We start from the raw sequence: 23,459 nt of genomic DNA on the forward strand, positions 1-23,459 counted from the left end.
CGGTTGGGGGCCTGGCCGCGGCAGGTGCCTGGCGGCCCCTGTCTTCCCCCGGCCGAATGGCGATGCACTGCGCTGAATGGATGACTCGCGGCGATGTTCTGTGCGCTGCACCTCAGTCCTCTGGCTGGTATGGCGCGGCCCGCTTTGTGCCTACGCTGTTAGCGCGGGAAAAACACGACACGGGGGGAACATCATGAGACTGAGAACGTGGGCATCCTGGCTGGTGGGTTCGGCCGCGGCCTTGTTGCTGGCGGCATGCGGCGGCGGTGGCAGCAGCGCGCCTGCGGCGCCGGCTTCGGGCGGCACCACCACGCCGCTGACCTATACCGCGAAGATGAGCGTGACCTCGGGCGAGGTCGGTGTCGGCCGCACGCTGACTATCAGCGCGCTGGCCGTGGACAGTAACGGCGTCGACGTATCGGGCAACGCCACCTTTGACTGGACCAGCACCGACAGCGCCGTCGCCACCGTGGCGCCGGGCGCCGGCACGCCGGGCAGCGCCGTGGTCCGGGGCGTGGCGCCGGGCACCACCACCGTGCAGGTGGTGGCCACGGTCCGGGGCGCCGACAACACCACCGTGCAACTGCCCGCGCAATCGGCCACCATCACCGTGGTGCCGGCATCGGCGCTGAGCTACACGCTGTCGATGCCCGCCACCAGCCTGTCGATGAGCGATGGCCAGGAGTTGCCGGTCAAGGTGACGCTGCTCGACAGCAACGGCAGCGACGTGTCGGCCAGCGTCTCCAACTGGGCCTGGTCCAGCAGCGGCACCGCGGTCCAGGTCACGGCCAGCCAGAACAGCGCCACGCTGAAGGCAAGCAACGGCTCACCCACGACCGCGGCCACGGCCAGTGTCTCGGTGTCGGTGACCGCGCCGGACGGACATGCCCTTGCCGGCGTCATCGCGGTGACGGTGCAGAAGAACGGCGCCGCGGCCTATCGCGTGGTGACCACCAAGGGCGGGCGCGAGGTCAACGCGCTGCAGGTGTTCAGCAATCGTCCCGACACCTTCACCGCGCGCGTGCTGCGCCACGACGGCGAGGACGTAACCGCGGACTTCGACGGGACCTGGGGCTACACGGGCACTTCGGCGACGCTGTCGGCAACGGAAGCGGCGGGTACGCATGACGCCACGGTGCGCACCAGCCTGGCCGGCGACACCGGTCCGGTGCAGGGCAGCCTGACCGTGACCGCGGTCAGCAGCAAGCTCGGCGAGCGCCGCAGCGCCACCCTGACGGTGACGGAGAATCCGCTGTGGGCACTGGTGGGCGACAACCAGGATCCGATCACGCTGCTGCTGCTGGCGCCGATGCCGACCGAGGTCACCGCGCGCATGAAGCACCTGGGCGAGGATGCGCAGTTCACCGCGTGCAAGGACTGGGGATGGTCCAGCACCGGGCCGGTATCGCTGAGCCCGAGCATGGTGATGCTGCCCAACCAGGTGCGCGCCAGCGGCACCGGGCCGGGCGACTTCACCATCACCGCGAGCTGCAGCGCGGTCGCCGACAATACGCCGCTGAAGCTGGTGTTCTACGGTACGGTCAGGTAAGCGCGGGCATCCCGCAGCTGGCGAGACGCCCTCCGGACGGAGGGCGTTTTGCTTTGCGCGTTTTGCTTTGCTGGGACACAGACGGGCTGCCGGTTTGCTCCCCTCTCCCGCTTGCGGGAGAGGGGCCGGGGGAGAGGGCCGGCGTTGGCAAGAGCGAAGGCCTTGACTTCGCCGATGCATCGGCCCTCTCCCGCAACGGGAGAGGGAGTGCGCCTGCGGTGTGCCCGGGATGAGTGGTAAGGGTGAAAGCGTACCCGATTCTGCGTGGCCGTTTTCGGCACCTCCGCGCATGCACGACAGGCGCGGCGTGCAAAGCGTACCCAATTCTGCGTGCATGGGAACCAGCCTGGCAAAGGGCCGGATCGACCGGCACAAGGCCCAAGCCGCCGCGCGCAAGCACGCACGGATGCGCCCCATGCGCCGCTCGCCGCGCTGTGCGGCAGCAGCGGGCGTACCCGTTTCTGCGTAAATGATGAGGGAGGAAAAGCGCGCGGTTCAGCGCTTGCGCACGAAGCGCACGACCTGCTCGGCAGGCTTGTCCGGATTGGCGGGAGTGCTGGTATTGGCGCCGCAGGTGTTGCAGCCGCCGTCGTCGCAGCCGCTGGCGCAGCCTGCTACGGACTGCGGCGCCAGCCAGCGTGCCAGGCGGCCGCGCCAGCCGGCGGCGCCAGCACCGCCCAGGCGCGCCGCCAGCGCCGCCTTGACACGCTCGCGCGTGCGCGGCGCGTAGCGCGCCACCACCGACACCGCGCACGCCAGCACGATCAGCGGGACCAGCAGGGTTTCGATGGCGTGGTAGAGGCTCATGGCGGCGGCTGGCCTCAGCTGAACATCAGCGCGACGCGGTAGGTCACGAACGCGGCCAGGTAGGCCAGCCCGGTCAGGTAGGCGGCCGACAGCGCCATCACCTTCCAGGAGTCGGTCTCGCGCCGGATCACCGCCAGCGTGGAGATGCACTGCGGTGCGAACACGTACCACGCCAGCAGCGACAGCGCGGTGGCGAGCGACCATTGCGCGGCGATCATCGGCGCCAGCTGCGTGGCCACGGTCTCTTCGCTGCCCGACAGCGCGTAAACGGTGGCGAGCGCGCCCACCGCGACTTCGCGCGCGGCCAGGCCCGGCACCAGCGCAATGCAGATCTGCCAGTTGAAGCCCACCGGCGCGAACACCTTCTGCAGCGCATGGCCGATCATGCCGGCAAAGCTGTAGTCGATCGCCGGCGCGGTCGCGCCCGCGGGCGCGGACGGGAAGGTCGACAGGAACCACAGCAGCACCGTCAGCGCCAGGATCACCTTGCCCACGCGCGACAGGAAGATGCGGGCACGCTCCCACAGGCCGATGGCGATGTCGCGCGGGTTGGGGATGCGGTACGAGGGCAGCTCCATCAGCAGCGGATGGTCGGTGCGGTCGCGGCGCAGGAACTTGAGCGCATAGGCCACCACCAGCGCGCTGACGATGCCGGCCACGTACAGCGCGAACAGCACCAGGCCCTGCAGGTTGAACAGGCCCATTACGGTGCGCTCGGGGATGAAGGCGCCGATCAGCAGTGCATAGACCGGCAGCCGTGCCGAACAGGTCATCAGCGGCGCCACCAGGATGGTGGTGAGCCGGTCGCGCGGGTCCTGGATGGTGCGCGTCGCCATGATGCCGGGGATGGCGCAGGCGAAGCTCGACAGCAGCGGGATGAACGAGCGCCCCGACAACCCCGCGCCCATCATCAGGCGGTCGAGCAGGAACGCCGCGCGCGGCAGGTAGCCGGATTCCTCCAGCGTCAGGATAAACAGAAACAGGATCAGGATCTGCGGCAGGAACACCACCACGCTGCCCAGGCCGGCGACCAGGCCGTCGACCAGCAGGCTCTTGAGCATGCCGTCGGGCAGCCACGCGCCCAGCATCTCGCCGGCCCAGTGCACGCCGCCCTCGATGCCGTCCATCAGCGGCTCGGCCCACGAGAACACCGCCTGGAACATCAGGAACAGCAGCACCGCCAGCAGCAGCAGGCCGAACACCGGGTGCAGCACGATGCGGTCGAGGCGGTCGTCCAGCGCGGCGGTGCGCGCCGGCATGCTCACGGCAGCCGACAGCAGGCGGTTGACTTCGGCATGCACGTCGAAATCGGGACCGGACGCGGCGCCGGCCGGCGGGGCCGGCGGCAGCGTGGCATCGAGCAGGCTGACCAGCGCCGCGGCGCCGTCGCGCCGGACCGCCACGGTGCTGACCACCGGCACGCCGAGCGCGGCCGACAGCTTGTCGCGATCGATCTGGATGCCGCGCCGCGCGGCGGCGTCGCTCATATTGAGCACCACCACCATCGGCAGCCCGAGCTGGCGCAACTCCAGCACGAAGCGCAGGTGCAGGCGCAGGTTGGTCGCGTCGACCACCGACACCAGCAGGTCAGGGCGCGCTTCGCCGGCACGCTGGCCCAGGCAGACATCGCGGGTGATGGCTTCGTCGAGGCTGGCCGCATGCAGGCTGTAGGCGCCGGGCAGGTCCAGGATGCGCACCTGGCGTCCGGCCGGCGACACGAAGTAGCCTTCCTTGCGCTCGACGGTGACGCCGGCGTAGTTGGCCACTTTCTGACGGCTGCCGGTCAGGCGGTTGAACAGTGCGGTCTTGCCGCAATTGGGATTGCCGACCAGCGCAATGCGCAGGGCGGAAGGGGAAGCAGCTGCAGACATAATCCGGGAAGGCTCAGGCGGTCCGCTTGGCGGACGGAGGGGCAGTCTCGTCGCCCGGGGTGGCGGGGGCGATGCGGGTGACCGAGGCGCTGGCGATTTCGACGCCGATGCGCGCCGCCTCCGAGCGGCGCAGCGCAAAGCGCGTGAAGCCTACCTGCGCCACCAGCGGGTCCATGCCGAACGGCCCGTAGGCGATCACCTGCACGGCTTCGCCGGCAACGAAGCCCAGCTCGCGCAGGCGGCGCGCAACCGGATCCCCGGGGGTGGCGTCGTCCACCGATTGCACTACGGCGGGCGTGCGCCGTGGAAGTTCAGACAACCGCATCATGCTTCCAGTCCGTGGCGCGGCCTGCCGCCAAGCGGTCGGTGCGACCGCGCCGGGGTATGTAAATGAAAATCGTTTTCATTGTATCGCAAATGAGGCGTTAGGTTGCCCCTCAAAGGGCGGGCACGCCAGCCTTGCCGCATCGTGAGCGGCAGGAGGCGAATGATAACCGCTAAGGCGATATCGCTGAGCGCGTGCGGGGGCGCGGCCGTGGTTCTATATGCGCACGGCGCTTCGGGCATGAAACAGCGAGGGCGCCCAATGCCTCCAAGCGGGTGCAATTACTGCATTTGCGTTATAGAAGCCGCAAGCCAGCGGCGTTAAGCTCACAGCACGCTGAACACCCCGTTCCACGCGTACTTCACAAGCCATCGGTCCCTGGACCGGTGGCTTTTTCTTTGTGGCCGCGCTTTGGCTGCGCCGCCTTGCCCGCCACCATGGCGACGAAGTGGTCGCGCGCCGGATGGTCCGGTGCCGTCTTCCACGCGCAATGGACCTCCGAGCGCACCGCCGCCTCCGCCAGCGGCCGGAACGCCGCGCCGGCCATGCCCGAGCGCGCAAGCGCCGCGGGCACCACCGCCACGCCCATGCCTTGCGACACCAGCGACACCACCGACAGCCAGTGCCGCACCTCATGCCGGATCTGCGGGAAGAAGCCTTGCGCGGCGCACATGTCGAAGATCCGGCTGTAATAGTCCGGCGAGGCCTTGCGCGAGAACAGCACGAACGGTTCGCCGCGCAAGGCGGTCAGCGGCAGCTGCGCCAGCGCGGCCAGCGCATGGTCGGCGGGCAGGCAGCAGACGAACGGCTCGGCGTGCACCAGCGTGGCCTGCAGCGTGTCCGGCACCCGGCCGGTGTGGATGAAGGCGGCGTCGAGTTCGTCATGCAGCAACGCGTCGATCTGTTCCTGCGAGTTCAGTTCGGTCAGCGCCACGTGGATGCCGGGGTAGGCCGCCTCGAACTCGCGCAGCGTCTGCGGCAGCCCGCGGTACAGCATCGAGCCGACAAAGCCCACGCGCAGGCGGCCGATCGCGCCCGCTTCGATCTCGCGCGCCAGCACCCGCGCGGCCTCGGCCTGCGCCAGCAGCGCCGTGGCCGCTTCGCGAAAGGCCCGGCCGGCCGCGGTCAGCCGCACGCCGCGGCTGTCGCGGTCGAACAGCCGCGCCCCGACCGAGGCCTCGAGCTGCTGGATATTGAGCGACAGCGGCGGCTGCGAAATGGCCAGCCGGCGCGCGGCGCGGCCGAAGTGCAGTTCCTCGGCCAGCACGAGGAAGTAACGCAGGTGGCGGAATTCCATGGCGATACAGAAATTATATGGATCAAGCCAATTTTAGAATTAGACGCAAATCCATGGGGTTTGAATAATGGAGCCCAAAGGGGCCGCCAGCCGGCACCGCCATACCAGGAGACCTGCCATGCCATCCAGCGCCGTGCGCGACATCCCCCAGCAACACCACGCCGCGCAAGCGGCGGCCGTGCATCCGGTGCCTGACCGCCAGGGCGGCAGCCTGTTCGCCGCCGACCCGGACCTGCGCGCGCTGCTGCCGCTGTACCTGCCGCCCGACCTGTTCAACCACCTGTTACCGCACCTCGAGCGCATGGGCGCGCTGGCCGGCGGCGTGCTCGACGAGCTCGCCGGCGTGGCCGACCGCAACCCGCCGGAGCTGACTTACCGCACCCGCGCCGGGGTCGATGCGCAGCGCATCGACAAGCATCCGGCCTATGTCGAGATGGAGCGCGTGGCCTTCGCCGAGTTCGGGCTCGCCGCGGCGTCGCACCGTGGCGGCGTGCTGGGCTGGGACAAGCCCATGCCGCCGGCGGCCAAGTACGCGCTTACCTATCTGTTCGTGCAGGCGGAATTCGGCCTGTGCTGCCCGCTGTCGATGACCGATTCGCTGACGCGCACGCTGCGCAAGTTCGGCGACCCGGCGCTGGTCGGGCGCTACCTGCCCAACCTGACCACGCAGGTCTTTGACGACCTGTACCAGGGCGCGATGTTCATGACCGAGCAGGGCGCGGGCTCCGACGTGGCCGCCACCGCCACCCGCGCGGTGCGCGATGCCTCGGCCGAGGGCGGCTGGCGCCTGCATGGCGACAAGTGGTTCTGCTCCAACCCCGATGCCGCGCTGGCGATGGTGCTGGCGCGCGTGGAAGACGAGGCCGGCAACGCCGTGCCCGGCCACAAGGGCGTGTCGCTGTTCCTGCTGCCGCGCAAGCTGGCCGACGGCAGCGCCAACCACTACCGCATCATCCGGCTCAAGGACAAGCTGGGCACGCGCTCGATGGCCAGTGGCGAAATCCGCCTCGAAGGCGCGCATGCCTGGCTGGTCGGCGAACCCGGCCGCGGCTTCGTGCAGATGGCCGACATGATCAACAACTCGCGCCTGTCCAACGGCGTACGCGCCGCCGGGCTGATGCGCCGCGCGCTGACCGAAGGCCTGTTCATCGCGCGCGAGCGCCAGGCCTTCGGCAAGCGCCTGCAGGACATGCCGCTGATGCGCCGCCAGTTGCTCAAGCTGACGCTGCCGACCGAGCAGGCGCGCACCATGGTATTCCAGACCGCCGAGGCGCTGCGCCGCGCCGACGCCGGCGAGACCGACGCCTACGCGCTGATGCGCATCCTGACCCCGCTGATCAAGTTCCGCGCCTGTCGCGACGCGCGCAAGGTCACCGGCGACGCCATGGAGATTCGCGGCGGCTGCGGCTATATCGAGGAATGGAGCGACCCGCGCCTGGTGCGCGACGCCCACCTCGGTTCGATCTGGGAAGGCACCAGCAATATCGTCGCGCTCGACGTGCTGCGTGCGGTCCGGCGCGAGGGCGCGCTGCCGGTGCTGCAGGCGCACCTGGCCGGGCTGCTGGCCGATACGCCGATGCAGGCGGACGCCCGCGCCGTGTTCGAAGGCGCCATCGCCAGCGCCGCCCGACTGGCCGGCCAGGCTGCCGCGGCCGGTGCCGACGGCGAGCTGCTGGCGCGCCAGGCGGCCTCGGCGCTGTACCACGTGACCAGCGCGGTGGCGATGGCCTGGGAAGCCGGGCGCATCGGCTCGGTGCGCCGCATGCGGCTGGCGCAGCTGGTGCTGCGTCACCGCGTGCTGCCGCAGGACCCGCTGGCGGCTGGCGCCGAGCCGGAGTGGCTGGCCGAGACCGTGGCGCCGGCTGACGGCGCGGTGCGTGCCGCCGGCGCGATCGATCAGGTCAACGTGTTCTGACGACATCCCGCTTGCCGCTTGTTTGCTCCCCTCTCCCGCTTGCGGGAGAGGGGCCGGGGGAGAGGGCAGGCACTGGCATACCGACACACGTCACTTCGTCGAAACTCCCGCCCTCTCCCGAACCCTCTCCCGCAAGCGGGAGAGGGAGCACCCCCAAAACCATCCCGCAGACCCCGCGGGAGACGTCCTACATCAGGAGACAACGCCATGAAACTCTGGCACCGCGTCGCGGCCATCGCCGCGTGTTCGCTGTTTATCGCCCCTGCCTTGGCGCAGAAGGACTTCCCGACCAAGCCGATCATGATGGTGGTCACCTATCCGCCGGGCGGCCCCACCGATGCCATGGCCCGGACGCTGGCGGCCGCGCTCAAGACCAGCCTGGGACAGCCGGTGGTGGTCGAGAACCGCGCCGGCGCCGGCGGCAATATCGGCGCCGAGGCGGTGGCGCGCGCCGAGCCCGATGGCTATACGCTGATGTTCGGCACCTCGGCGCCGCTGGCGATCAACGTCAGCCTGTACCGCAAGATCAACTACGACCCGGTCAAGAGCTTCACCCCGGTGATCCAGATCGGCCAGCTGCCCAATGTGCTGGTGGTCAATCCGTCGGTGCCGGCGAAGAACGTCAATGAACTGATCGCCTATGGCAAGGCCAACCCGGGCAAGCTGACCTATGCCTCGTCCGGCAATGGCGCTTCGTCGCATTTGGCGGGCGTGCTGTTCAACAACGTCACCGGCACCGATTTCCAGCACATCCCGTACAAGGGCACCGGCCCCGCGCTGAACGACCTGCTGGGCGGCCAGGTCAGCATGACCTTTACCGACGTGCTGACCGCGATGCCCTTCATCAAGAGCGGCAAGGTGCGCGCGCTGGGCGTGACCACCAGGGCGCGCTCGCAGGCGCTGCCCGACGTGCCGACGGTGACCGAGCAAGGCGTGCCCGGGTTTGACGTGTCGGTGTTCTTCGGCGTGGTCGCGCCAGCCGGCACGCCGGCGGAGGTGGTGGGCAAGCTCAACCGCGCCTTTGCCGACGCGCTGAAACAGCCCGACGTGCGCAAGACGCTGCAGGCGCAAGGGCTGGAGTTCGCGCCGTCGACCACGCCGGAGCAGCTGGGCAACTTCGTCAAGGCCGAGGTCGGCAAGTGGCGCGCCGTGGTGCAGAAGTCCGGCGCCCAGCTTGACTGACCACGCACAGGAGATCGCAGCCATGACCCAAGCCAGTCCCGGCGCGCTCGCCGGCATCCGCGTGGTCGACCTGTCCCGCATCCTGGGCGGCCCGTACTGCGGCCAGATCCTGGGCGACCACGGCGCCGACGTGCTCAAGATCGAACCGCCGCAGGGCGACGACACCCGTACCTGGGGCCCGCCGTTCAAGGACGGCGTGGCCTCCTACTACTTCGGCCTCAACCGCAACAAGCGCGTGATGCGGCTGGACCTGAACGCCGAGCCCGACCGCGAGGTGCTGCTGGCGCTGCTGGCCGAGGCCGACGTGCTGGTCGAGAACTTCAAGACCGGCACGCTGGAGAAGTGGGGGCTGGGCTATGACGTGCTGTCGGAGCGCTTCCCGCGCCTGGTCCATTGCCGCGTGTCGGGCTTCGGCGCCGACGGCCCGCTGGGCGGCCTGCCCGGCTACGATGCCGCGATCCAGGCCATGTCCGGCATCCTCAGCATCAACGGCGAGGCCGATGGTGATCCGTTGCGGGTGGGCTTGCCGGTGGTCGACATGGTGACCGGCCTCAACGCCGTGATCGGCGTGCTGCTGGCGCTGCAGGAACGCGCCCGCAGCGGGCGCGGGCAGTTCGTCGAGGCCGCGCTGTATGACTCGGGGCTGTCGCTATTGCATCCGCATGCGGCCAACTGGTTCATGAGCGGCAAGACGCCGCAGCGCACCGGCAATGCGCATCCCAATATCTATCCGTACGACACCGTCGCCACGGCCACCGACCCGGTGTTCCTGGCGGTGGGCAATGACCGGCAGTTCCGCATCCTGTGCGAGCACCTGCAGGTGCCGGCGCTCGCCGACGACGAGCGCTACGCCACCGCCGGCGCGCGTTCGGTCAATCGCGTGGCGCTGAAGGCCGGGCTGGAAGCGCGCATGCGCACGTTCGACGGCAAGGCGCTGGCGGAGTCGCTGGTGGCCGCCGGCGTGCCGTGCGCGCCGGTGCTGTCGGTGGCCGATGCCTTGCAGCATCCGCATACGCGGCACCGCGGCATGGTGGTGGAGATGGAAGGGGGGTACCAGGGGCTGGGCGCGCCGGTGAAGCTGAGCAGGACGCCGGCGACGTACCGGTATGCGCCGTTGACGGAGGGCAGTGATTTCCTCGAATAGGCGCTGCCGGGCAGACATACTCCACCGGTTTGTTCCCCTCTCCCGCTTGCGAGCGGGAGAGGGGGGAGCCCCCAATCGGTGATGCGCAGGTGTCAGCCCGGAATCATCCCCGGCAGCCAGTACGCCTGCACCATCGTGATCACCCCGATGATCACCGCGAACAGCAGGCTATGCTTGACCGTGAAGCGGAACAGCTCCGATTCCTTGCCCACCAGCCCGGTCGCCGCGCAGGCCACCGCGATCGATTGCGGCGAGATCATCTTGGCGGTGACGCCGCCGGTGGTGTTGGCCGCGACCATGAGCGTGTCGGACACGCCGATCTGGTGCGCGGTGGTGTTCTGCAGCGCGCAGAAGAGCGCATTCGACGAGGTGTCGGAGCCGGTCAGGAACACGCCCAGCCAGCCCAGGAACGGCGAGAAGAACGGGAACGCCGCACCCGTGCCGGCCAGCAGCAGCGCCAGCGTCGACGACATGCCGGAATAGTTGGCGACGAAGGCGAAGGCCAGCACCAGCCCGATCGACAGCACCGGGCGCGCCAGTTCCACCAGCGTTTCCCCGAACGTGGCCAGCAGGTCGCGCGGTTTCATGCGCAGCAGCACGGCGGAGATCAGCGCGGTCAGCAGGATCGCGGTGCCCACCGCTGACAGCAGGTCGATCTTCAGCACGGCGTCATAGGCCTTGGGCGTGGCCACGATCGGCGCGGCCTTGATCACCAGCTGGTCCAGCCCCGGGATCTTGAACTTCAGCACCGTGCCGGCGAGCGGGCCGTTGGCGGCGAACAGCGCCTTGAACGGCTGCAGGCTCCACACCGTGACGATGGCGGTCAGGATGCCGAACGGCGCCCACGCGCGCAGCGTCTGCGCCAGCGTGTAGGGCGATGCCTTGCGGCTTGCCATCGCGCCGCCGAAGCCGCCGCCGAAGCCAGCCAGCGCGACGGTGCCGCCGCTGACGCTGCCGGCGCTGCCGCCGGCGCGCTGCGATGCGCTGCGCGGCTGCCACACCTTCAGGAACGCCGCCAGCGATACCAGGCTGACCAGCGCCGAGGTGATGTCCGGCAGTTCCGGCCCGATATGGTTGGAGGTGAAGTACTGCGTCACGGCGAAGCTGCCGCCGCACACCAGCGCCGCCGGCCAGGTCTCGCGCACGCCCTTGGCGCCGTCCATCATGAACACCAGCCAGAACGGCACCAGCAGCGACAGCAGCGGCAGCTGGCGTCCGGCCATGGCGCCGATATGGAAGGGATCGAGGCCCGTCACCTGCCCGGCCACGATGATGGGAATGCCCATCGCGCCGAACGCCACCGGCGCGGTATTGGCGATCAGGCACAGCCCGGCCGCGTACAGCGGGTTGAAGCCCAGCCCCACCAGCAGCGCCGCGGTGATCGCCACCGGCGCGCCGAAGCCGGCCGCGCCTTCCAGGAAGGCGCCGAAGGCAAAGCCGATCAGCAGCATCTGCAGGCGCTGGTCGTCGGTGATCGACAGCACCGAGGCGCGGATCACGTCGAACTGGCCGGTCTTGACCACGATCTTGTAGAGGAACACCGCGGTCACGATGATCCACGCAATCGGCCACAGCCCGTAGGCAAAGCCGAAGCCGGCCGAAGCCAGCGCCTGCTGCGCGGGCATGCCGTAGGCCAGGATCGCCACGGCCAGCGCCAGCAGCAGCGTCACCGCCGCAGCGACATGGCCCTTCATGCGCCACACCGCGAGCGCAAAGAAGAAGAACAGGATGGGGATTGCTGCCGCCAGCGAGGACAGCCACAGGCTGCCTAGCGGTGTGTAGAGTTGGGTCCAGGGTTGCAAGGTTGGTCTCCTGATTTGGTGGTGGTTCGGGAAGAATTCTTGTTGTGTGTGCGGGTGCCGAGACCGTTTCGGTTCCCGTTTGTTTGCGCCCCTCTCCCGCTTGCGGGAGAGGGGCGGGGGGAGAGGGCAGGACGTCGTTATGCGGCAGCGCTGTACTTCGTCGATGCTCCCGCCCTCTCCCCAACCCTCTCCCGCAAGCGGGAGAGGGAGTACACAGTGCTGGAAGCGTCAGCAGCTACGCTGCGCCTGGCGCCGACGCCTACTCCGGCTGCCCCTTTTCCTTGAGCAGATCCGCCAGGCTCTTCGCCGCCGGTTTCAGCGGCGTGCGGTGCTGCGTCCATCCCATCTGCCGCGCCGGTGTCAGCGCGCGCAGGCGCGTCGCGGCCCAGCGGAACAGCCGGTAGGCCGCCGGATGCGAATAGGCGCCGCTCCAGAAGCGCCACACCAGGTGTTCGCCGCGGCTGTACTTGGTGCCCTGCCCGCGCAGCGGGTTGGCGACCGGCTCTGCGGGATCGCGGTTGGCCTCGGTGCGCAGGCGCACCAGCAGTTGCGGAATCGGGATGCGCACCGGGCAGACCTCGCCGCAGGCGCCGCACAGGCTCGAGGCGGTGGCCAGGTCGGCGGTGGCGTCCAGCCCCAGCAGGTGGGGCGACAGGATCTTGCCGATCGGGCCCGGGTAGGTGGTGCCGTAGGCGTGGCCGCCGATGCGGGTGTAGACCGGGCAGTGGTTCATGCACGCGCCGCAGCGGATGCATTGCAGCGTGGCGCGCAGTTGCGCGTCGGCATAGGCCTGGGTGCGGCCGTTGTCGAGCAGCACCAGGTGCACTTCGCGCGGGCCGTCGCGCTCGCCCGCGCGGCGCGGCCCCGAGATCAGGTTGAAGTAAGTGGTGATGGCCTGCCCCGTGGCCGAGCGCGTCAGCAGCGTCGACAGCGGCACGATGTGCTCGAGCCTGGCCACCACCTTCTCCATGCCCATGATGGCGATATGCACGTCGGGCACGGTGGTGGAGAGCCGGCCGTTGCCCTCGTTCTCCACCAGCCACAGCGTGCCGGTGTCGGCGGCGGCGAAGTTCACGCCGGACAGGCCGATGTCGGCCTCGACAAAGGCCTGGCGCAGCGCGCGGCGGCCGGTCTGGATCAGCGTGTCGACGTCCTCGGTATAGGGCGTGTCGGGGATATGCTCGGTGAACAGCTGCGCGATATCGCCCTTGGTCTTGTGGATCGCCGGCATCACGATATGCGAGGGCTTCTCGCCGGCGAGCTGAACGATGTACTCGCCCATGTCGGACTCGATGCAAGCCACGCCGCGCTCGGCCAGGTAATGGTTCAGCTCGATTTCCTCGCTGGCCATCGACTTGCCCTTGATCACGCGCGTGGCCTGCCTGGCGCTGGCGATGCCGTGGATGATGGCGTTGGCCTCGTCGGCGGTCTCGGCCCAGTGCACCTGCACGCCGGCCGCTGTCAGCTTCTGTTCCAGCTGCACCAGCAGGTCCGGCAGGTTGGCCAGCGCGTGCTGGCGCACCGCCTCGCCCAGGTCGCGCAGGCGCTCGAGCTCGTCGGCGTCGGGGAACTGCGCCAGGCGCTTGCCTTGCAGGAAGTCCATCGCGCCACGGAAGCTCTGGCGCAGCTTGGGGTCGTCCAGCGCCTCGCGGGCGCGCGCCTTGAACGCCTGCGGCGCGACGAATTGCAGGGTGTGCTGGCTCATTGTGCGGCCTCCGCGGTGTCGGTCTCGATCACGACCCACAGCCGGCGCGGACCATGCGCACCGTAGGCCAGCGTCTGCTGGATGTCCGAGGTCTTGGACGGGCCGGAGACCAGCACCAGGTTGGTCGGCATGCCGTCGGCCCAGCGCTCGGCGCGCGCGGCCAGGTGCAGGTCGTCATGCAGGGTCGAGGCGCGCACCAGCGCGACATGCAGCGGCGGCACCAGCGACACCGTGCGCGGCGAGCCCGCGTCGGGCGCCAGCACCAGCGTGCCGGTGGCGGCGATGCCGGAGCGCGCCACGGTGAAGCCGGCGTCCACGGTGTCGAACAGTTCGGCCTTCCAGGCTTCGATCGGGCGCTCGTAGCCGATGGCTTCGATCCCGGCCGGCAGCGCGGCCGCCAGCGCCGCGCCGGCGACCGTGGCCGGATCGAGCAGCAGGCGCTTCACCCCCGCCCGGGCCAGTTCTGCCGCGAGCAGCGCCGGCCAGGTGCTGGCGTCGGCGCACCAGACTTCGGCATGCAGGCCTTGCAGCGCCGCCTGCATCGCGGCAACGCGTGCGCCCGTCGTGGATGTGCCACGGCGGCGTGCTTCGAAATGGCTGTCGATGCGGCGGTCGAGTTCGGTGGTCTGCGGGGACGGCACGGGTGCGGCGGCGCGCAGCCGGCCGAGCATGCGTTCGCGGGCGCCGGGCGTGCTCATGCGGCACCTCCGGTGCGGCGCCACAGGAAGCTGGCGAGGTGCTCGACTTGCAGCGGCGCGCGGTCGTGCGCGGCGGTGTGGCCGATATTGAGCAGGCAGCCGCAGTCGGCCGAGACCAGGCGCTCGCAGCCGGTGGCGCAGGCCGAGGCCACCTTGTCGCGCACCATCGCACCCGAGATATCGGGATGCTTGAGCGAGAAGGTGCCGCCGAAGCCGCAGCATTCGGACTCGCGCGCATGCTCGACGCGGGTCACGCCCGGCAGCGCGTCGACCAGCGCCACGCCGTGCTGGCGCGTACCCATTTCTCGACGGGCGCCGCACGAGGTATGGAGCACGATGCGCTCCGGCGGCTGGGCCGACGGCGCCACCGCGCCGAAGTCCACCTTCAGCACGTGAAGCAGGAACTCGCCCAGCTCGTAGACGCGCCCGGCCAGTTCGCGCGCCCTGGGGCCGGCCACCGGATCGTCGGCAAACAGCTGCGGCCAGTGGTGGCGCATCATGCCGGCGCACGAGCCGGACGGCACGATCACCGGCCAAGGCTGGCCGAACAGGTCGAGCTGGGCGCGCGCCACCGCACGGGCCGCGTCGGGGTTGCCGCTGCTGTAGGCAGGCTGGCCGCAGCAGCTCTGGCCGCGCGGGAAATGCACGGTCAGGCCTTCGCGCTCGAGCAGCCGCACCGCATCGAGGCCGGCCTCGGGCACGAACATGTCGACCAGGCAGGTGGCAAACAGGTAGGCCTGCATGGGGGCAGGCCCGCTGGGGTACTGACGATCCTTCATGTCTCGCTCCACACGTGCTGGGTCGCACGTTTGGGCGCATAATTCCCGCTTCCGCGCGGCACTTCAAATTGGTTGGACCAACCCGAAAGCGGCCCGCGCATTCCGGCAAGTTCAGGGGCGAGGAAACACGGCATGACGGCAGCCAGGCACGGGCATACCCGTGGACGCGTGGAGTCGGTGATGCGGCGCATGGAGACCGCGCTGCTCGACGGCACCTGGCCGCCCGGCACGCGGCTGCCGGCCGAGCGCGTGCTGGCCGAGCAGTACGCGGTGGCGCGCAACACCGTGCGCGAGGCGATCCAGCGCCTGGCCGCGCGCGGCCTGCTGCAGAGCCGGCGCGGCGCCGGCGTCTATGCCACCGACCAGCTGCGCGCCGGCATTGCCTCGCCGTGGGGCCAGCTGGTGGCGGACCATCCCGCGCTGCGCGAAGACATCCTCGAGTTCCGCCGCGTGCTGGAAGGCGCCACCGCCTACTTTGCGGCGCTGCGCGCGGATGCCGCCGACGTGAAGCGCATCCGCGCACTGATGGCCGAGCTGGAACGCGCGCGCGCCGCCGACGACAAGCAGGCCGAGGCCGATGCCGACGCGCAGCTGCATGACGCCATCGCCCAGGCCTCGCACAACACCATGTTCCTGCACCTGCATACCAGCGTGATCGGCATGCTGCGCGAGCACATCACCATCAACGGCACCGGCCTGCGCGAACAGGACGACGGCGCCTCGGACCTGCTGCTGCTGCAGCACCGCACGCTGTGCGATGCCATCTGCGCGCGCCGTCCGGAAGAGGCGCGCACGGCAATGCAGACCCACATCGACTTCGTGCGCAGCCGCGTGGAGCAGGACGCGGCCTGAATCCAGGCGCTAACAGCCGGTTATTGGTCCGACCACCGGCCGCGCGTGCCGGCCACTGCATTCAGACCAGCCCGGCGCCGGCGAGCTCGCGCTTCAGGTACGCATAAAAGATCGGACCGGCGATCACGCCCGGGATGCCGAACAGCGTTTCCATCAGCAGCATCACCATCAGCAGTTCCCACGCCGCCGCCTGGATGCGCGCGCCGATGATGCGCGCGTTCAGGAAGTACTCGAGCTTGTGGATCACCACCAGGAACACCAGCGATGCCACCGCGATCGGCAGCGACACCGACAGCGAGGCCACCACGATGGCCGTGTTCGAGATCAGGTTGCCCAGCACCGGCAGCAGCCCCGCCACAAACGTGATCACCACCAGGGTCTTGCTCAGCGGCAGGTGCACGCCGAACAGCGGCAGCACCACCAGCAGGTAGATCGCGGTCAGCACGGTGTTGATCGTCGAGATCTGGATCTGCGCGAAGATGAATTGCGAGAACGCCTGCTGCAGCGTGCGCGCCCGTGCCACCAGCGCGGCCGCCAGCGGGCGCCGGTTGGGGCGCGCCACGGCGCGGTACAGCGCCACCATCGCGCCGATCACCAGCCCGATCAGGATATGCACCAGCGTGCGCAGCACCTCGGCGCCCAGCTTCTGCGCCATCGCGGCATGCTCGCGCAGGGTGTCGATCAGCGTGTTGGCCAGCTCGTCGACGCCGTTGGGCAGCGCGTCGCTGAGCCACGGCGGCAGCTGCCCGCGCGAGCGGTCGATGATGTCGGCGACGTGGTTAAGCAAGCCGTCCAGGGTATTGCCCTCGCCGCTGACAAAGCGCACCAGCAGCCAGCCAGCGAGCGTCAGCCCCAGCAGGATCAGCGCCGACAGGATCGCCACGGCGAGCGCGTCGTGGCGCTGGTGCAGGCGCTTCAGGCGCGGCGCCAGCACGTCCACCAGCGAATACAGCAGCAGCCCGGACAGCAGCGCCGCGACCAGATTGGCGTGCAGCACAGTCCAGAGCGCCAGCACGGTCAGCAGGTAGGCGACGGTGCCGACGCTGTACCACGCGGCCGGTGGCAGGCGCGGGGTGGCGGTCGGGTCGGGGTCTTTCATCGGAGTCTCCGGCATGCAATTTGCTGAAATGATTCCTGGATTCTCGCCGATCCAGATGTAATGGCTGCGTCAGTCGCACCTGCCGCCGCGACCTGATGCCGATGTTGGCATATCGGCACACGCAAAGGGTGTCTATATTAGGGGGAATCGTGCACGGCGGTTTGCCGCGCTGTCTTCGTTTGTCGCCAGGTACAGGAACGCAACGCATGGCCTACACCCATACCATCGGCAACCAGCGCCACGTCTTTGCCGACCTGCGTACGCTGCTGGCCCGGGCCAGCCCGGCGCGCTCCGGCGACGCACTGGCGGGCCTCGCCGCGCAGAGCGAACAGGAGCGGATGGCGGCGAGGCTGGCGCTGGCCGAGGTGCCGCTGACGCGCTTCCTCAACGAGGCGCTGGTGCCTTATGAAGACGACGAGATCACGCGCCTGATCCACGACCGCCACGACGCCGCCGCCTTTGCCGCGATCGGCGCCACCACCGTGGGCGACCTGCGCAACTGGCTACTGCGGCATGAGACCGACAGCGCCATGCTGGCGCGGGTCGCGCCCGGCATCACCCCGGAGATGGCGGCGGCGGTCAGCAAGCTGATGCGCAACCAGGACCTGGTCGCGGTGGCGCGCAAGTGCCAGGTGGTCACGCGCTTTCGCAGCACGGTGGGGCTGCCGGGCCGGCTGGCGGTGCGGCTGCAGCCCAACCATCCGACCGACGACCCCAAGGGCATCGCCGCGTCGATCATCGACGGGCTGCTTTATGGCTGCGGCGACGCCACCATCGGCGTCAATCCGGCCTCGGACAACCTCGCCACGATCGTCTCTTTGCTGCGCATGATCGACGAGCTGCGCAGCCGCTTCGACATCCCTACGCAGTCGTGCGTGCTGACCCACGTCACCAACACGCTGCGCGCGATCGGCCAGGGCGCGCCGGTGGACCTGGTGTTCCAGTCGGTGGCCGGCAGCGAGCGCGCCAATGCGGCGTTCGGCATCAGCCTGGCGCTGCTGGCCGAGGCGCACGACGCCGCGCAGGCGCTGGCGCGCGGCACCGTGGGCGACAACCTGATGTATTTCGAGACCGGGCAGGGCAGCGCGCTGTCGGCCGACGCGCACCATGGCGTCGACCAGCAGACCATGGAGGCGCGCGCCTATGCGGTGGCGCGCGCGTTCTCGCCGCTGCTGGTCAATACCGTGGTGGGCTTTATCGGGCCTGAATACCTGTACGACGGCAAGCAGATCATCCGCGCCGGGCTGGAAGACCACTTCTGCGGCAAGCTGATGGGCGTGCCGATGGGCTGCGACGTCTGCTACACCAACCATGCCGAGGCCGACCAGGACGACATGGATACGCTGCTGACGCTGTTCGGCGTGGCCGGCATCAACTTCATCATGGGCGTGCCGGGCGCCGACGACATCATGCTGAACTACCAGAGCACCTCGTTCCACGATGCGCTGTACCTGCGCGAAGTGCTGGGGCTGCGCCCGGCGCCGGAATTCGAGGCCTGGCTGCTGCGCATGGGCATTGCCGACGGCGCCGGCCGGCTGCTCGAGCCCGCCGCGCGCCAGCCGCTGCTGCAGATGGCCCACACCCTGTAAGGCGCCACGATGACCGCCAGACGCCAGGCTCCCGCCATGCCGGAACCCGCCGCCGCCGAAGCCGACCCGTGGCAACGGCTGCGCCGCTTCACGCGCGCGCGCATCGCGCTGGGCCGCACCGGCCACAGCCAGCCCACCGACGCCGTGCTGGCCTTCGGCCTGGCCCATGCGCAGGCGCGCGATGCGGTGCACCTGGCGCTGGAGGTGGGCGCGCTCACCGCGGCGCTGGATGCGGCCGGGCTTGCGCACGCGGCGGTGCACAGCGCGGCGCCGGACCGCGAGCACTACCTGCGCCGCCCCGACCTGGGCCGTCGTCTCGACGAAGCCAGCCGCGCGCGGCTGGATGCGGCGCGGCCGCGGCAGGCGCCGGATGTGGTGTTCGTGATTGCCGATGGCCTGTCCGCGCTGGCGACCCAGCGCCATGCGCTGCCGCTGCTGCAGGCGGCGCGCGAGCACTTGCCGCAGGGCTGGCACATCGGTCCGGTGGTGGTGGCCGAGCAGTCGCGCGTGGCGCTGGGCGACGAGATCAGCGAGCGCCTGGGCGCGCGCCAGGTGGTGATGCTGATCGGCGAGCGGCCGGGGCTGAGTTCGCCCGACAGCCTTGGCATCTACCTGACCCATGCGCCGCGCGTGGGCCGCACCGATGCCGAGCGCAACTGCATCTCCAACGTGCGCCCGGAGGGGCTGTCCTATGCGCAGGCCGCCGAGCGGCTGGTGTTCCTGCTGCGCGGCGCGGCGGCGCTCGGGCGCTCCGGCGTGGACCTGAAGGACGACAGCGCGCCGGCGTTGCCCGCGGGCAGCGCCGCGGCAACCCCGCAGCGCCGCTGAAGCAGCAAAACGGCCACCCTGCGGGCCGCAACCCGCGTGGTGGCCGCTGCCGTCGCACCGCTTACATCATGCGGCGCGAGAACTGCCCATGTCCGGCATCCGACATCAGTTGCTTGAACTGGTCGCCGCTCATGTGGACCAGGTCCTGGTGGTCGCCGCCCTCGAAATACACGTCGGGCTGCTGCATCAGGCTGTCGTCCACATAGGTCTGCATGCCGTATGCCATGGCCACGGGCGGAATTGCGCCGAGGTCGCAATCCTTGAATATCTCGCGGATCTCGTCCTCGTGCGCCAGCACCAGGTTGCGCCCGGTCTGTTCGCAGATGGCGGCCATCTGCAGGTGATGGCTCGAAGGGATCACAGCGGCGACATAGCCGCGTTCGTCCTCCAGCAACAGCGTCTTGGCCAGCCGGTCCCCGGGCACGTGCGCGGCCTCTGCCGTGGCCATGCTGCTCAGGGTGTAGGGGTGGCGGATGATGTCGTAGCGGGTGTTCTTGCTGCTCAGGCAGTTTGCGAGCGTACTAGCCAGGGCCATGATTGCTCCTAGGTTCGGATGCGCCGACGGTTATCCTTGTGCTCCTAATATAGTGCGCCGGCGCCATGGCGATGGCCCGCTGCTAGCGGTGCAGCCGCGGCCACACCGCCTGCAGCTCGGTCTTCAGGAAATTCAGCAGGTAGCGTGTCGCCAGGGTCTGGTAGCGGTTGGGCATGGTCAGCATGTAGAGCTTGCTGCCGAACACGCTGATGCGGTAGTCGGCCAGCAGCGGCACCAGCGCGCCGCTGTCGAGTTCCGCGCCGATCGCATAGATCGGGAAGATGCCGATGCCCAGGCCGGCCAGCACCGCCTCTTTCAGGAAGGCGAAATTCTCCGAGCTGAGCGTGGGCTCGAGCACCACTTGTTCGCGCACCTCGTCATTGCCATTGCCGCCCGCGCGCGCGCCCGACGCCTTGAGCTTCTGGCCCACCGGCGACGCGCACACGATGGCGTGCGACTGCAGCCCGGCCAGTGCCGGCGGCGCAGGGTGGCCGGCAAGGTACGCGGGCGCGGCGCAGACGATCCAGTCGACCGCGCCGATCTCGGTGGCCACCACCGAATCCGGCGGCGTCGAGATGATTCGCAGCGCCACCTCCACGTCTTCGGACACCAGGTTGTGCACGCGATTGTCGAACACCACGTCGAGCGTGATGTCGGGGTATCGTTGCTTGAACCGCACCAGCAGCGGCGACAGCAGCGAATGGCCCAGCCCGGTCGGCACCGACAGCCGCACATGGCCCTGCAGGCTCTTGCCCATGTTGCTGATCAGCGCATTGGCCGCCGCGACCTCGCCCAGGATATTGCGGCCGTGCTCGTACAGCCCCGCGCCGACCGGCGTCGGTTCGACATGGCGCGTGGTCCGGCGCAGCAGCTGCACGCCCAGCTCTTCCTCCAGCGCCTTGAGCCGGTAGCTGACATTGGCGCGCGTCATCTTGAGCTTGCGCGCGGCCGCGCTCAGGTTGCCGGCGTCGACGATGTCGACGAACAGGCGCAGGGCATTCAGGTCCATGGGGTAATCGGAGAAGACGGGGGCGGTGACAGCCCCCGTATATTGCCATGCCGGGCGCCGCCGGCCCCGCGTGGGCGGGCCAGGAACCGACGCCCGGGCCTGCCGCCGCTGGCATGCCGCGATGCCGCAGGAACCCGGCCGGCCATAGCGTGATCCGGTTTGCCGGACCCTGGATCCGGATCGGCACGGTCCGGCCCCGCGCCCCGCAATGCGCTGTTGCGCGCACTGCGGCTTGCACTGTGCGCGGGTCTGGGCAATGATTCGAGCCGTACCCTCAACTGGCCTACTGCGCCCCCGTTTGCCATGCACCGCTCGTTGCGCCGATGGCTGTGCCTGCCTTTGTTCTTTGCCGGCGCCAGCGCCTCCGCCCAGGATCTGGTCGACTGCAAGCGGATCGAGCATGACCAGCTGATCATCGCTTCCCAGGAAACCCTGCTGTTCCTGCGCTGCCGCGCGCGCCAGGTCGCGTACGAGGCGCCGCGCCTGAAGGGCGTGTCACAACGCGTCAAGGACGACCTGGTGTTCGCGTGCCTGGACCAGGCCGACGCCGTCGAGCACCAGCTGCGCGTGCGCCACGGCTACTCGCGCGAAGCGCTGGCGCGCCAGCGCTGCGAACTGTCCGGCGCGCTCACCCCCGGCGGGTGAAGCCGGGACGTCGGCTTCAGGCATAGCCGCCATTGGCGCGCAGTACCTGCGCATTGACCCACGCACCGTCCGGCCCCGCCAGGAAGGCCACCGCCGCGGCGATGTCGTCCGGTGTGCCGAGGCGCTCCAGCGGCGCCAGTTTTGCCAGCTGCGCCACCTGCTCCTCTGACTTGCCGTCGAAGAACAGGTCGGTCGCGACCGGCCCCGGCGCCACCGCGTTGACGGTGATGCCGCGGCCGCGCAGCTCGTTGGCCAGTACCCGCACCAGCCCTTCGACGCCGGCCTTGGCCGCGATGTACGGCCCGTAGCCCGGGAAGGCGCGCGCAATCACGCTGGTCGACAGCGCGATGATGCGTCCGCCCTGGCCCAGCCGAGCCGCGGCCTGGCCCAGCACCAGGAAGGCGCCGCGCAGGTTGGTGGCGAGGGTCTGGTCAAAGGCGTCGATGCCGGCCGGCGCCACCGGCGCCATCGGCATGATGCCGGCGCTGTTGACCACCACGTCGAGCCGGCCGAAGGCCTGTTGCGCGGCATCGAACAGGCGCGCCACGTCGGGCGCCTGCGCCACGTCGCCCTGGACGGCGATCGCGTTGGCCCCGGCCGCGCGTGCCGCCGCGACGGATTCTTCGGCGCGGGCGGCGTTGCCGGCATAGCCGACGACGACGTCAAAGCCGTCGGCGGCAAGCCGCAAGGCGATGGCGCGGCCAATGCCGCGCGAGGCGCCGGTGACGAGCGCGGCACGGCGTGAGGTAGCGGGAAGGGAGGTCATGGCAGTTTCCTGGTGGGGTGGGAATGGCTGCATGATGGATGTTGGCGTTCGCTGGATAAATGGGCGCAGCGCGAAAGGATTAGACAAGGTCGATCAACAATCCAGGGCGTGACGGATCCGGCTCACCAGGCCCGGATTCACGGCTAATCCCTTGCTGGCGTTGCAGGCACCGCCTGCGCCGAGCGGAGCCTTGCGTTAAGATCGCTTCCTTCCCAGCCGATTTTTGGCGCGCCGTTGCGCTGCATTCCGCGTCTTGCCATGAGCAATCTCAACCAGCAATCCATCCTTTCCGTCCATCACTGGACCGACACCCTTTTCAGCTTCACCTGCACGCGCGACCCCGGTTTCCGCTTTGAAAACGGCCAGTTCGCCATGGTCGGCCTGGAAGTGAACGGCCGCCCGCTGCTGCGCGCCTACAGCATCGCCAGCGCCAACTACGAAGAAACGCTGGAATTCTTCAGCATCAAGGTGCCCGACGGCCCTCTGACTTCGCGCCTGCAGCACCTGCGCGAAGGCGACCAGATCTACGTCGGCAAGAAGCCGACCGGCACCCTGCTGGTCGACAATCTGCTGCCCGGCAAGACCCTGTGGCTGCTCGCCACCGGCACCGGCCTGGCGCCGTTCCTGTCGATCATCCGCGACCCCGACGTCTACGAGCGCTACGACAAGGTCGTGCTGACCCACACCTGCCGCTTCGTCGAAGAGCTGGCCTACCGCGAGCTGATCCAGGAGCACCTGCCGCAGCACGAGCATCTGGGCGAACTGGTGCGCGAAAAGCTGGTGTACTTCCCGACCGTGACGCGCGAAGAGTTCGACAACCGCGGCCGCATCACCGACCTGATCGCCTCGGGCGAGCTGTTCGAGCGCCTGGACACGGCGCCGTTCTCGACCGAGAACGACCGCATCATGCTGTGCGGCAGCCCCGATATGCTGAAGGACGTGCGCGCGATCCTGGAAGCGCGCGGCTTTGCCGAAGGCAATATGAGCCACCCCGGCCATTTCGTGCTGGAAAAGGCTTTCGTCGGCTGAGGCCGGCCCGCCCCGGCGCGCAGCGATGCCGCG

Annotated in this window: 21 protein-coding genes; 9 read left to right on the top strand and 12 right to left on the bottom strand. The window is 69.5% G+C overall.

Going from position 1 to position 23,459, the window contains the following annotated elements:
- Positions 1–193 precede the first annotated feature (193 nt).
- A complete protein-coding gene (locus CBM2586_RS17175) occupies positions 194–1,549 on the top strand; it encodes a hypothetical protein (RefSeq protein ID WP_115688853.1) in 1,356 nt (451 codons plus the stop codon).
- A gap of 495 nt (positions 1,550–2,044) precedes the next feature.
- Here the strand turns inward: CBM2586_RS17175 and CBM2586_RS17180 are convergent, their stop codons facing one another.
- From CBM2586_RS17180 to CBM2586_RS17195, 4 genes are all read right to left on the bottom strand, one after another.
- On the bottom strand, positions 2,045–2,356 hold the full coding sequence (locus tag CBM2586_RS17180) for a DUF6587 family protein (RefSeq protein ID WP_115688855.1): 312 nt from the start codon (positions 2,354–2,356) through the stop codon (positions 2,045–2,047).
- A 14-nt stretch (positions 2,357–2,370) separates the two neighbouring features.
- Positions 2,371–4,227, bottom strand: a complete 1,857-nt coding sequence (gene feoB / locus CBM2586_RS17185) for a ferrous iron transport protein B (protein WP_115665814.1) — start codon at positions 4,225–4,227, stop codon at positions 2,371–2,373.
- A gap of 13 nt (positions 4,228–4,240) precedes the next feature.
- Positions 4,241–4,552, bottom strand: a complete 312-nt coding sequence (locus CBM2586_RS17190; protein ID WP_115665813.1) for a FeoA family protein — start codon at positions 4,550–4,552, stop codon at positions 4,241–4,243.
- A gap of 361 nt (positions 4,553–4,913) precedes the next feature.
- A complete protein-coding gene (locus tag CBM2586_RS17195) occupies positions 4,914–5,849 on the bottom strand; it encodes a LysR family transcriptional regulator (RefSeq protein WP_115688857.1) in 936 nt (311 codons plus the stop codon).
- A 118-nt stretch (positions 5,850–5,967) separates the two neighbouring features.
- On the opposite strand from CBM2586_RS17195, the gene CBM2586_RS17200 reads away from it, so the two are divergent.
- The 3 genes from CBM2586_RS17200 (at position 5,968) to CBM2586_RS17210 (ending at position 10,090) form a co-directional block, all read left to right on the top strand.
- Entirely contained in the window at positions 5,968–7,764 is a 1,797-nt protein-coding gene (locus CBM2586_RS17200) for an acyl-CoA dehydrogenase family protein (RefSeq protein WP_115665811.1), read from the top strand.
- A 207-nt stretch (positions 7,765–7,971) separates the two neighbouring features.
- Positions 7,972–8,946, top strand: a complete 975-nt coding sequence (locus tag CBM2586_RS17205; RefSeq protein ID WP_115665810.1) for a Bug family tripartite tricarboxylate transporter substrate binding protein — start codon at positions 7,972–7,974, stop codon at positions 8,944–8,946.
- A 22-nt stretch (positions 8,947–8,968) separates the two neighbouring features.
- Positions 8,969–10,090, top strand: a complete 1,122-nt coding sequence (locus CBM2586_RS17210; protein ID WP_115688859.1) for a CaiB/BaiF CoA transferase family protein — start codon at positions 8,969–8,971, stop codon at positions 10,088–10,090.
- Between the two features lie 92 nt (positions 10,091–10,182).
- Here CBM2586_RS17210 and CBM2586_RS17215 read toward each other — a convergent pair whose 3' ends face one another.
- The 4 genes from CBM2586_RS17215 to CBM2586_RS17230 all read right to left on the bottom strand — a co-directional run bounded on the left by CBM2586_RS17215 (position 10,183) and on the right by CBM2586_RS17230 (position 15,074).
- Positions 10,183–11,892, bottom strand: a complete 1,710-nt coding sequence (locus CBM2586_RS17215) for a lactate permease LctP family transporter (protein ID WP_115665808.1) — start codon at positions 11,890–11,892, stop codon at positions 10,183–10,185.
- A gap of 259 nt (positions 11,893–12,151) precedes the next feature.
- Positions 12,152–13,597: a LutB/LldF family L-lactate oxidation iron-sulfur protein gene (locus CBM2586_RS17220; RefSeq protein ID WP_115688861.1), complete on the bottom strand. Its 1,446-nt coding sequence runs from the start codon at positions 13,595–13,597 to the stop codon at positions 12,152–12,154.
- On the bottom strand, positions 13,594–14,295 hold the full coding sequence (locus CBM2586_RS17225; protein ID WP_115665806.1) for a LutC/YkgG family protein: 702 nt from the start codon (positions 14,293–14,295) through the stop codon (positions 13,594–13,596). Before CBM2586_RS17225 ends, CBM2586_RS17220 begins: the two co-directional genes overlap by 4 nt.
- On the bottom strand, positions 14,292–15,074 hold the full coding sequence (locus CBM2586_RS17230; protein ID WP_115688863.1) for a (Fe-S)-binding protein: 783 nt from the start codon (positions 15,072–15,074) through the stop codon (positions 14,292–14,294). The genes CBM2586_RS17225 and CBM2586_RS17230 overlap by 4 nt, the downstream gene beginning before the upstream one ends.
- 132 nt (positions 15,075–15,206) lie before the next feature.
- Between CBM2586_RS17230 and CBM2586_RS17235 the strand changes: the two genes are divergently transcribed.
- Positions 15,207–15,926 (top strand): FadR/GntR family transcriptional regulator, encoded by a 720-nt coding sequence (locus tag CBM2586_RS17235; RefSeq protein ID WP_172583378.1) that lies wholly within the window; start codon positions 15,207–15,209, stop codon positions 15,924–15,926.
- Between the two features lie 61 nt (positions 15,927–15,987).
- Here the strand turns inward: CBM2586_RS17235 and CBM2586_RS17240 are convergent, their stop codons facing one another.
- Positions 15,988–17,025 carry an AI-2E family transporter gene (locus CBM2586_RS17240; protein WP_115665804.1) on the bottom strand — a complete coding sequence of 346 codons (1,038 nt, stop codon included), beginning with the start codon at positions 17,023–17,025 and terminating at the stop codon, positions 15,988–15,990.
- Positions 17,026–17,231: 206 nt separating this feature from the next.
- On the opposite strand from CBM2586_RS17240, the gene CBM2586_RS17245 reads away from it, so the two are divergent.
- Positions 17,232–18,614, top strand: coding sequence for an ethanolamine ammonia-lyase subunit EutB (locus tag CBM2586_RS17245; RefSeq protein ID WP_115665803.1), 1,383 nt, complete (start codon positions 17,232–17,234; stop codon positions 18,612–18,614).
- 9 nt (positions 18,615–18,623) lie between these two features.
- Complete coding sequence (gene eutC, locus CBM2586_RS17250; RefSeq protein ID WP_115688865.1) at positions 18,624–19,442, top strand: ethanolamine ammonia-lyase subunit EutC; 819 nt, start codon at positions 18,624–18,626, stop codon at positions 19,440–19,442.
- 61 nt (positions 19,443–19,503) lie between these two features.
- Here eutC and CBM2586_RS17255 read toward each other — a convergent pair whose 3' ends face one another.
- The gene (locus tag CBM2586_RS17255; RefSeq protein WP_115665801.1) at positions 19,504–19,977 is read right to left on the bottom strand and encodes an aminoacyl-tRNA deacylase; all 474 of its coding nucleotides are present in this window, start codon (positions 19,975–19,977) and stop codon (positions 19,504–19,506) included.
- 82 nt (positions 19,978–20,059) lie between these two features.
- Positions 20,060–20,986: a LysR family transcriptional regulator gene (locus tag CBM2586_RS17260; RefSeq protein ID WP_115665800.1), complete on the bottom strand. Its 927-nt coding sequence runs from the start codon at positions 20,984–20,986 to the stop codon at positions 20,060–20,062.
- A 303-nt stretch (positions 20,987–21,289) separates the two neighbouring features.
- Here CBM2586_RS17260 and CBM2586_RS17265 point away from each other — a divergent pair, with 303 nt between their 5' ends.
- On the top strand, positions 21,290–21,631 hold the full coding sequence (locus tag CBM2586_RS17265) for a hypothetical protein (protein ID WP_111520887.1): 342 nt from the start codon (positions 21,290–21,292) through the stop codon (positions 21,629–21,631).
- Positions 21,632–21,647: 16 nt separating this feature from the next.
- Here CBM2586_RS17265 and CBM2586_RS17270 read toward each other — a convergent pair whose 3' ends face one another.
- Positions 21,648–22,397, bottom strand: coding sequence for an SDR family oxidoreductase (locus CBM2586_RS17270; protein WP_115688867.1), 750 nt, complete (start codon positions 22,395–22,397; stop codon positions 21,648–21,650).
- A 258-nt stretch (positions 22,398–22,655) separates the two neighbouring features.
- On the opposite strand from CBM2586_RS17270, the gene CBM2586_RS17275 reads away from it, so the two are divergent.
- A complete protein-coding gene (locus tag CBM2586_RS17275) occupies positions 22,656–23,426 on the top strand; it encodes a ferredoxin--NADP reductase (protein ID WP_115665798.1) in 771 nt (256 codons plus the stop codon).
- Positions 23,427–23,459 lie beyond the last annotated feature (33 nt).

The organism is Cupriavidus taiwanensis (assembly GCF_900250115.1).
In the GTDB taxonomy this organism is placed as follows: Bacteria; Pseudomonadota; Gammaproteobacteria; order Burkholderiales; family Burkholderiaceae; genus Cupriavidus; species Cupriavidus taiwanensis_B.

Bases quoted from the DNA above. Each gene is read 5' to 3' on its own strand.
- CBM2586_RS17175 (WP_115688853.1), top strand. From the start codon at position 194: ATGAGACTGAGAACGTGGGCATCCTGGCTGGTGGGTTCGGCCGCGGCC.
- CBM2586_RS17180 (WP_115688855.1), bottom strand. From the start codon at position 2,356: ATGAGCCTCTACCACGCCATCGAAACCCTGCTGGTCCCGCTGATCGTG.
- feoB (WP_115665814.1), bottom strand. From the start codon at position 4,227: ATGTCTGCAGCTGCTTCCCCTTCCGCCCTGCGCATTGCGCTGGTCGGC.
- CBM2586_RS17190 (WP_115665813.1), bottom strand. From the start codon at position 4,552: ATGCGGTTGTCTGAACTTCCACGGCGCACGCCCGCCGTAGTGCAATCG.
- CBM2586_RS17195 (WP_115688857.1), bottom strand. From the start codon at position 5,849: ATGGAATTCCGCCACCTGCGTTACTTCCTCGTGCTGGCCGAGGAACTG.
- CBM2586_RS17200 (WP_115665811.1), top strand. From the start codon at position 5,968: ATGCCATCCAGCGCCGTGCGCGACATCCCCCAGCAACACCACGCCGCG.
- CBM2586_RS17205 (WP_115665810.1), top strand. From the start codon at position 7,972: ATGAAACTCTGGCACCGCGTCGCGGCCATCGCCGCGTGTTCGCTGTTT.
- CBM2586_RS17210 (WP_115688859.1), top strand. From the start codon at position 8,969: ATGACCCAAGCCAGTCCCGGCGCGCTCGCCGGCATCCGCGTGGTCGAC.
- CBM2586_RS17220 (WP_115688861.1), bottom strand. From the start codon at position 13,597: ATGAGCCAGCACACCCTGCAATTCGTCGCGCCGCAGGCGTTCAAGGCG.
- CBM2586_RS17225 (WP_115665806.1), bottom strand. From the start codon at position 14,295: ATGAGCACGCCCGGCGCCCGCGAACGCATGCTCGGCCGGCTGCGCGCC.
- CBM2586_RS17230 (WP_115688863.1), bottom strand. From the start codon at position 15,074: ATGAAGGATCGTCAGTACCCCAGCGGGCCTGCCCCCATGCAGGCCTAC.
- CBM2586_RS17235 (WP_172583378.1), top strand. From the start codon at position 15,207: ATGACGGCAGCCAGGCACGGGCATACCCGTGGACGCGTGGAGTCGGTG.
- CBM2586_RS17240 (WP_115665804.1), bottom strand. From the start codon at position 17,025: ATGAAAGACCCCGACCCGACCGCCACCCCGCGCCTGCCACCGGCCGCG.
- CBM2586_RS17245 (WP_115665803.1), top strand. From the start codon at position 17,232: ATGGCCTACACCCATACCATCGGCAACCAGCGCCACGTCTTTGCCGAC.
- eutC (WP_115688865.1), top strand. From the start codon at position 18,624: ATGACCGCCAGACGCCAGGCTCCCGCCATGCCGGAACCCGCCGCCGCC.
- CBM2586_RS17255 (WP_115665801.1), bottom strand. From the start codon at position 19,977: ATGGCCCTGGCTAGTACGCTCGCAAACTGCCTGAGCAGCAAGAACACC.
- CBM2586_RS17260 (WP_115665800.1), bottom strand. From the start codon at position 20,986: ATGGACCTGAATGCCCTGCGCCTGTTCGTCGACATCGTCGACGCCGGC.
- CBM2586_RS17265 (WP_111520887.1), top strand. From the start codon at position 21,290: ATGCACCGCTCGTTGCGCCGATGGCTGTGCCTGCCTTTGTTCTTTGCC.
- CBM2586_RS17270 (WP_115688867.1), bottom strand. From the start codon at position 22,397: ATGACCTCCCTTCCCGCTACCTCACGCCGTGCCGCGCTCGTCACCGGC.
- CBM2586_RS17275 (WP_115665798.1), top strand. From the start codon at position 22,656: ATGAGCAATCTCAACCAGCAATCCATCCTTTCCGTCCATCACTGGACC.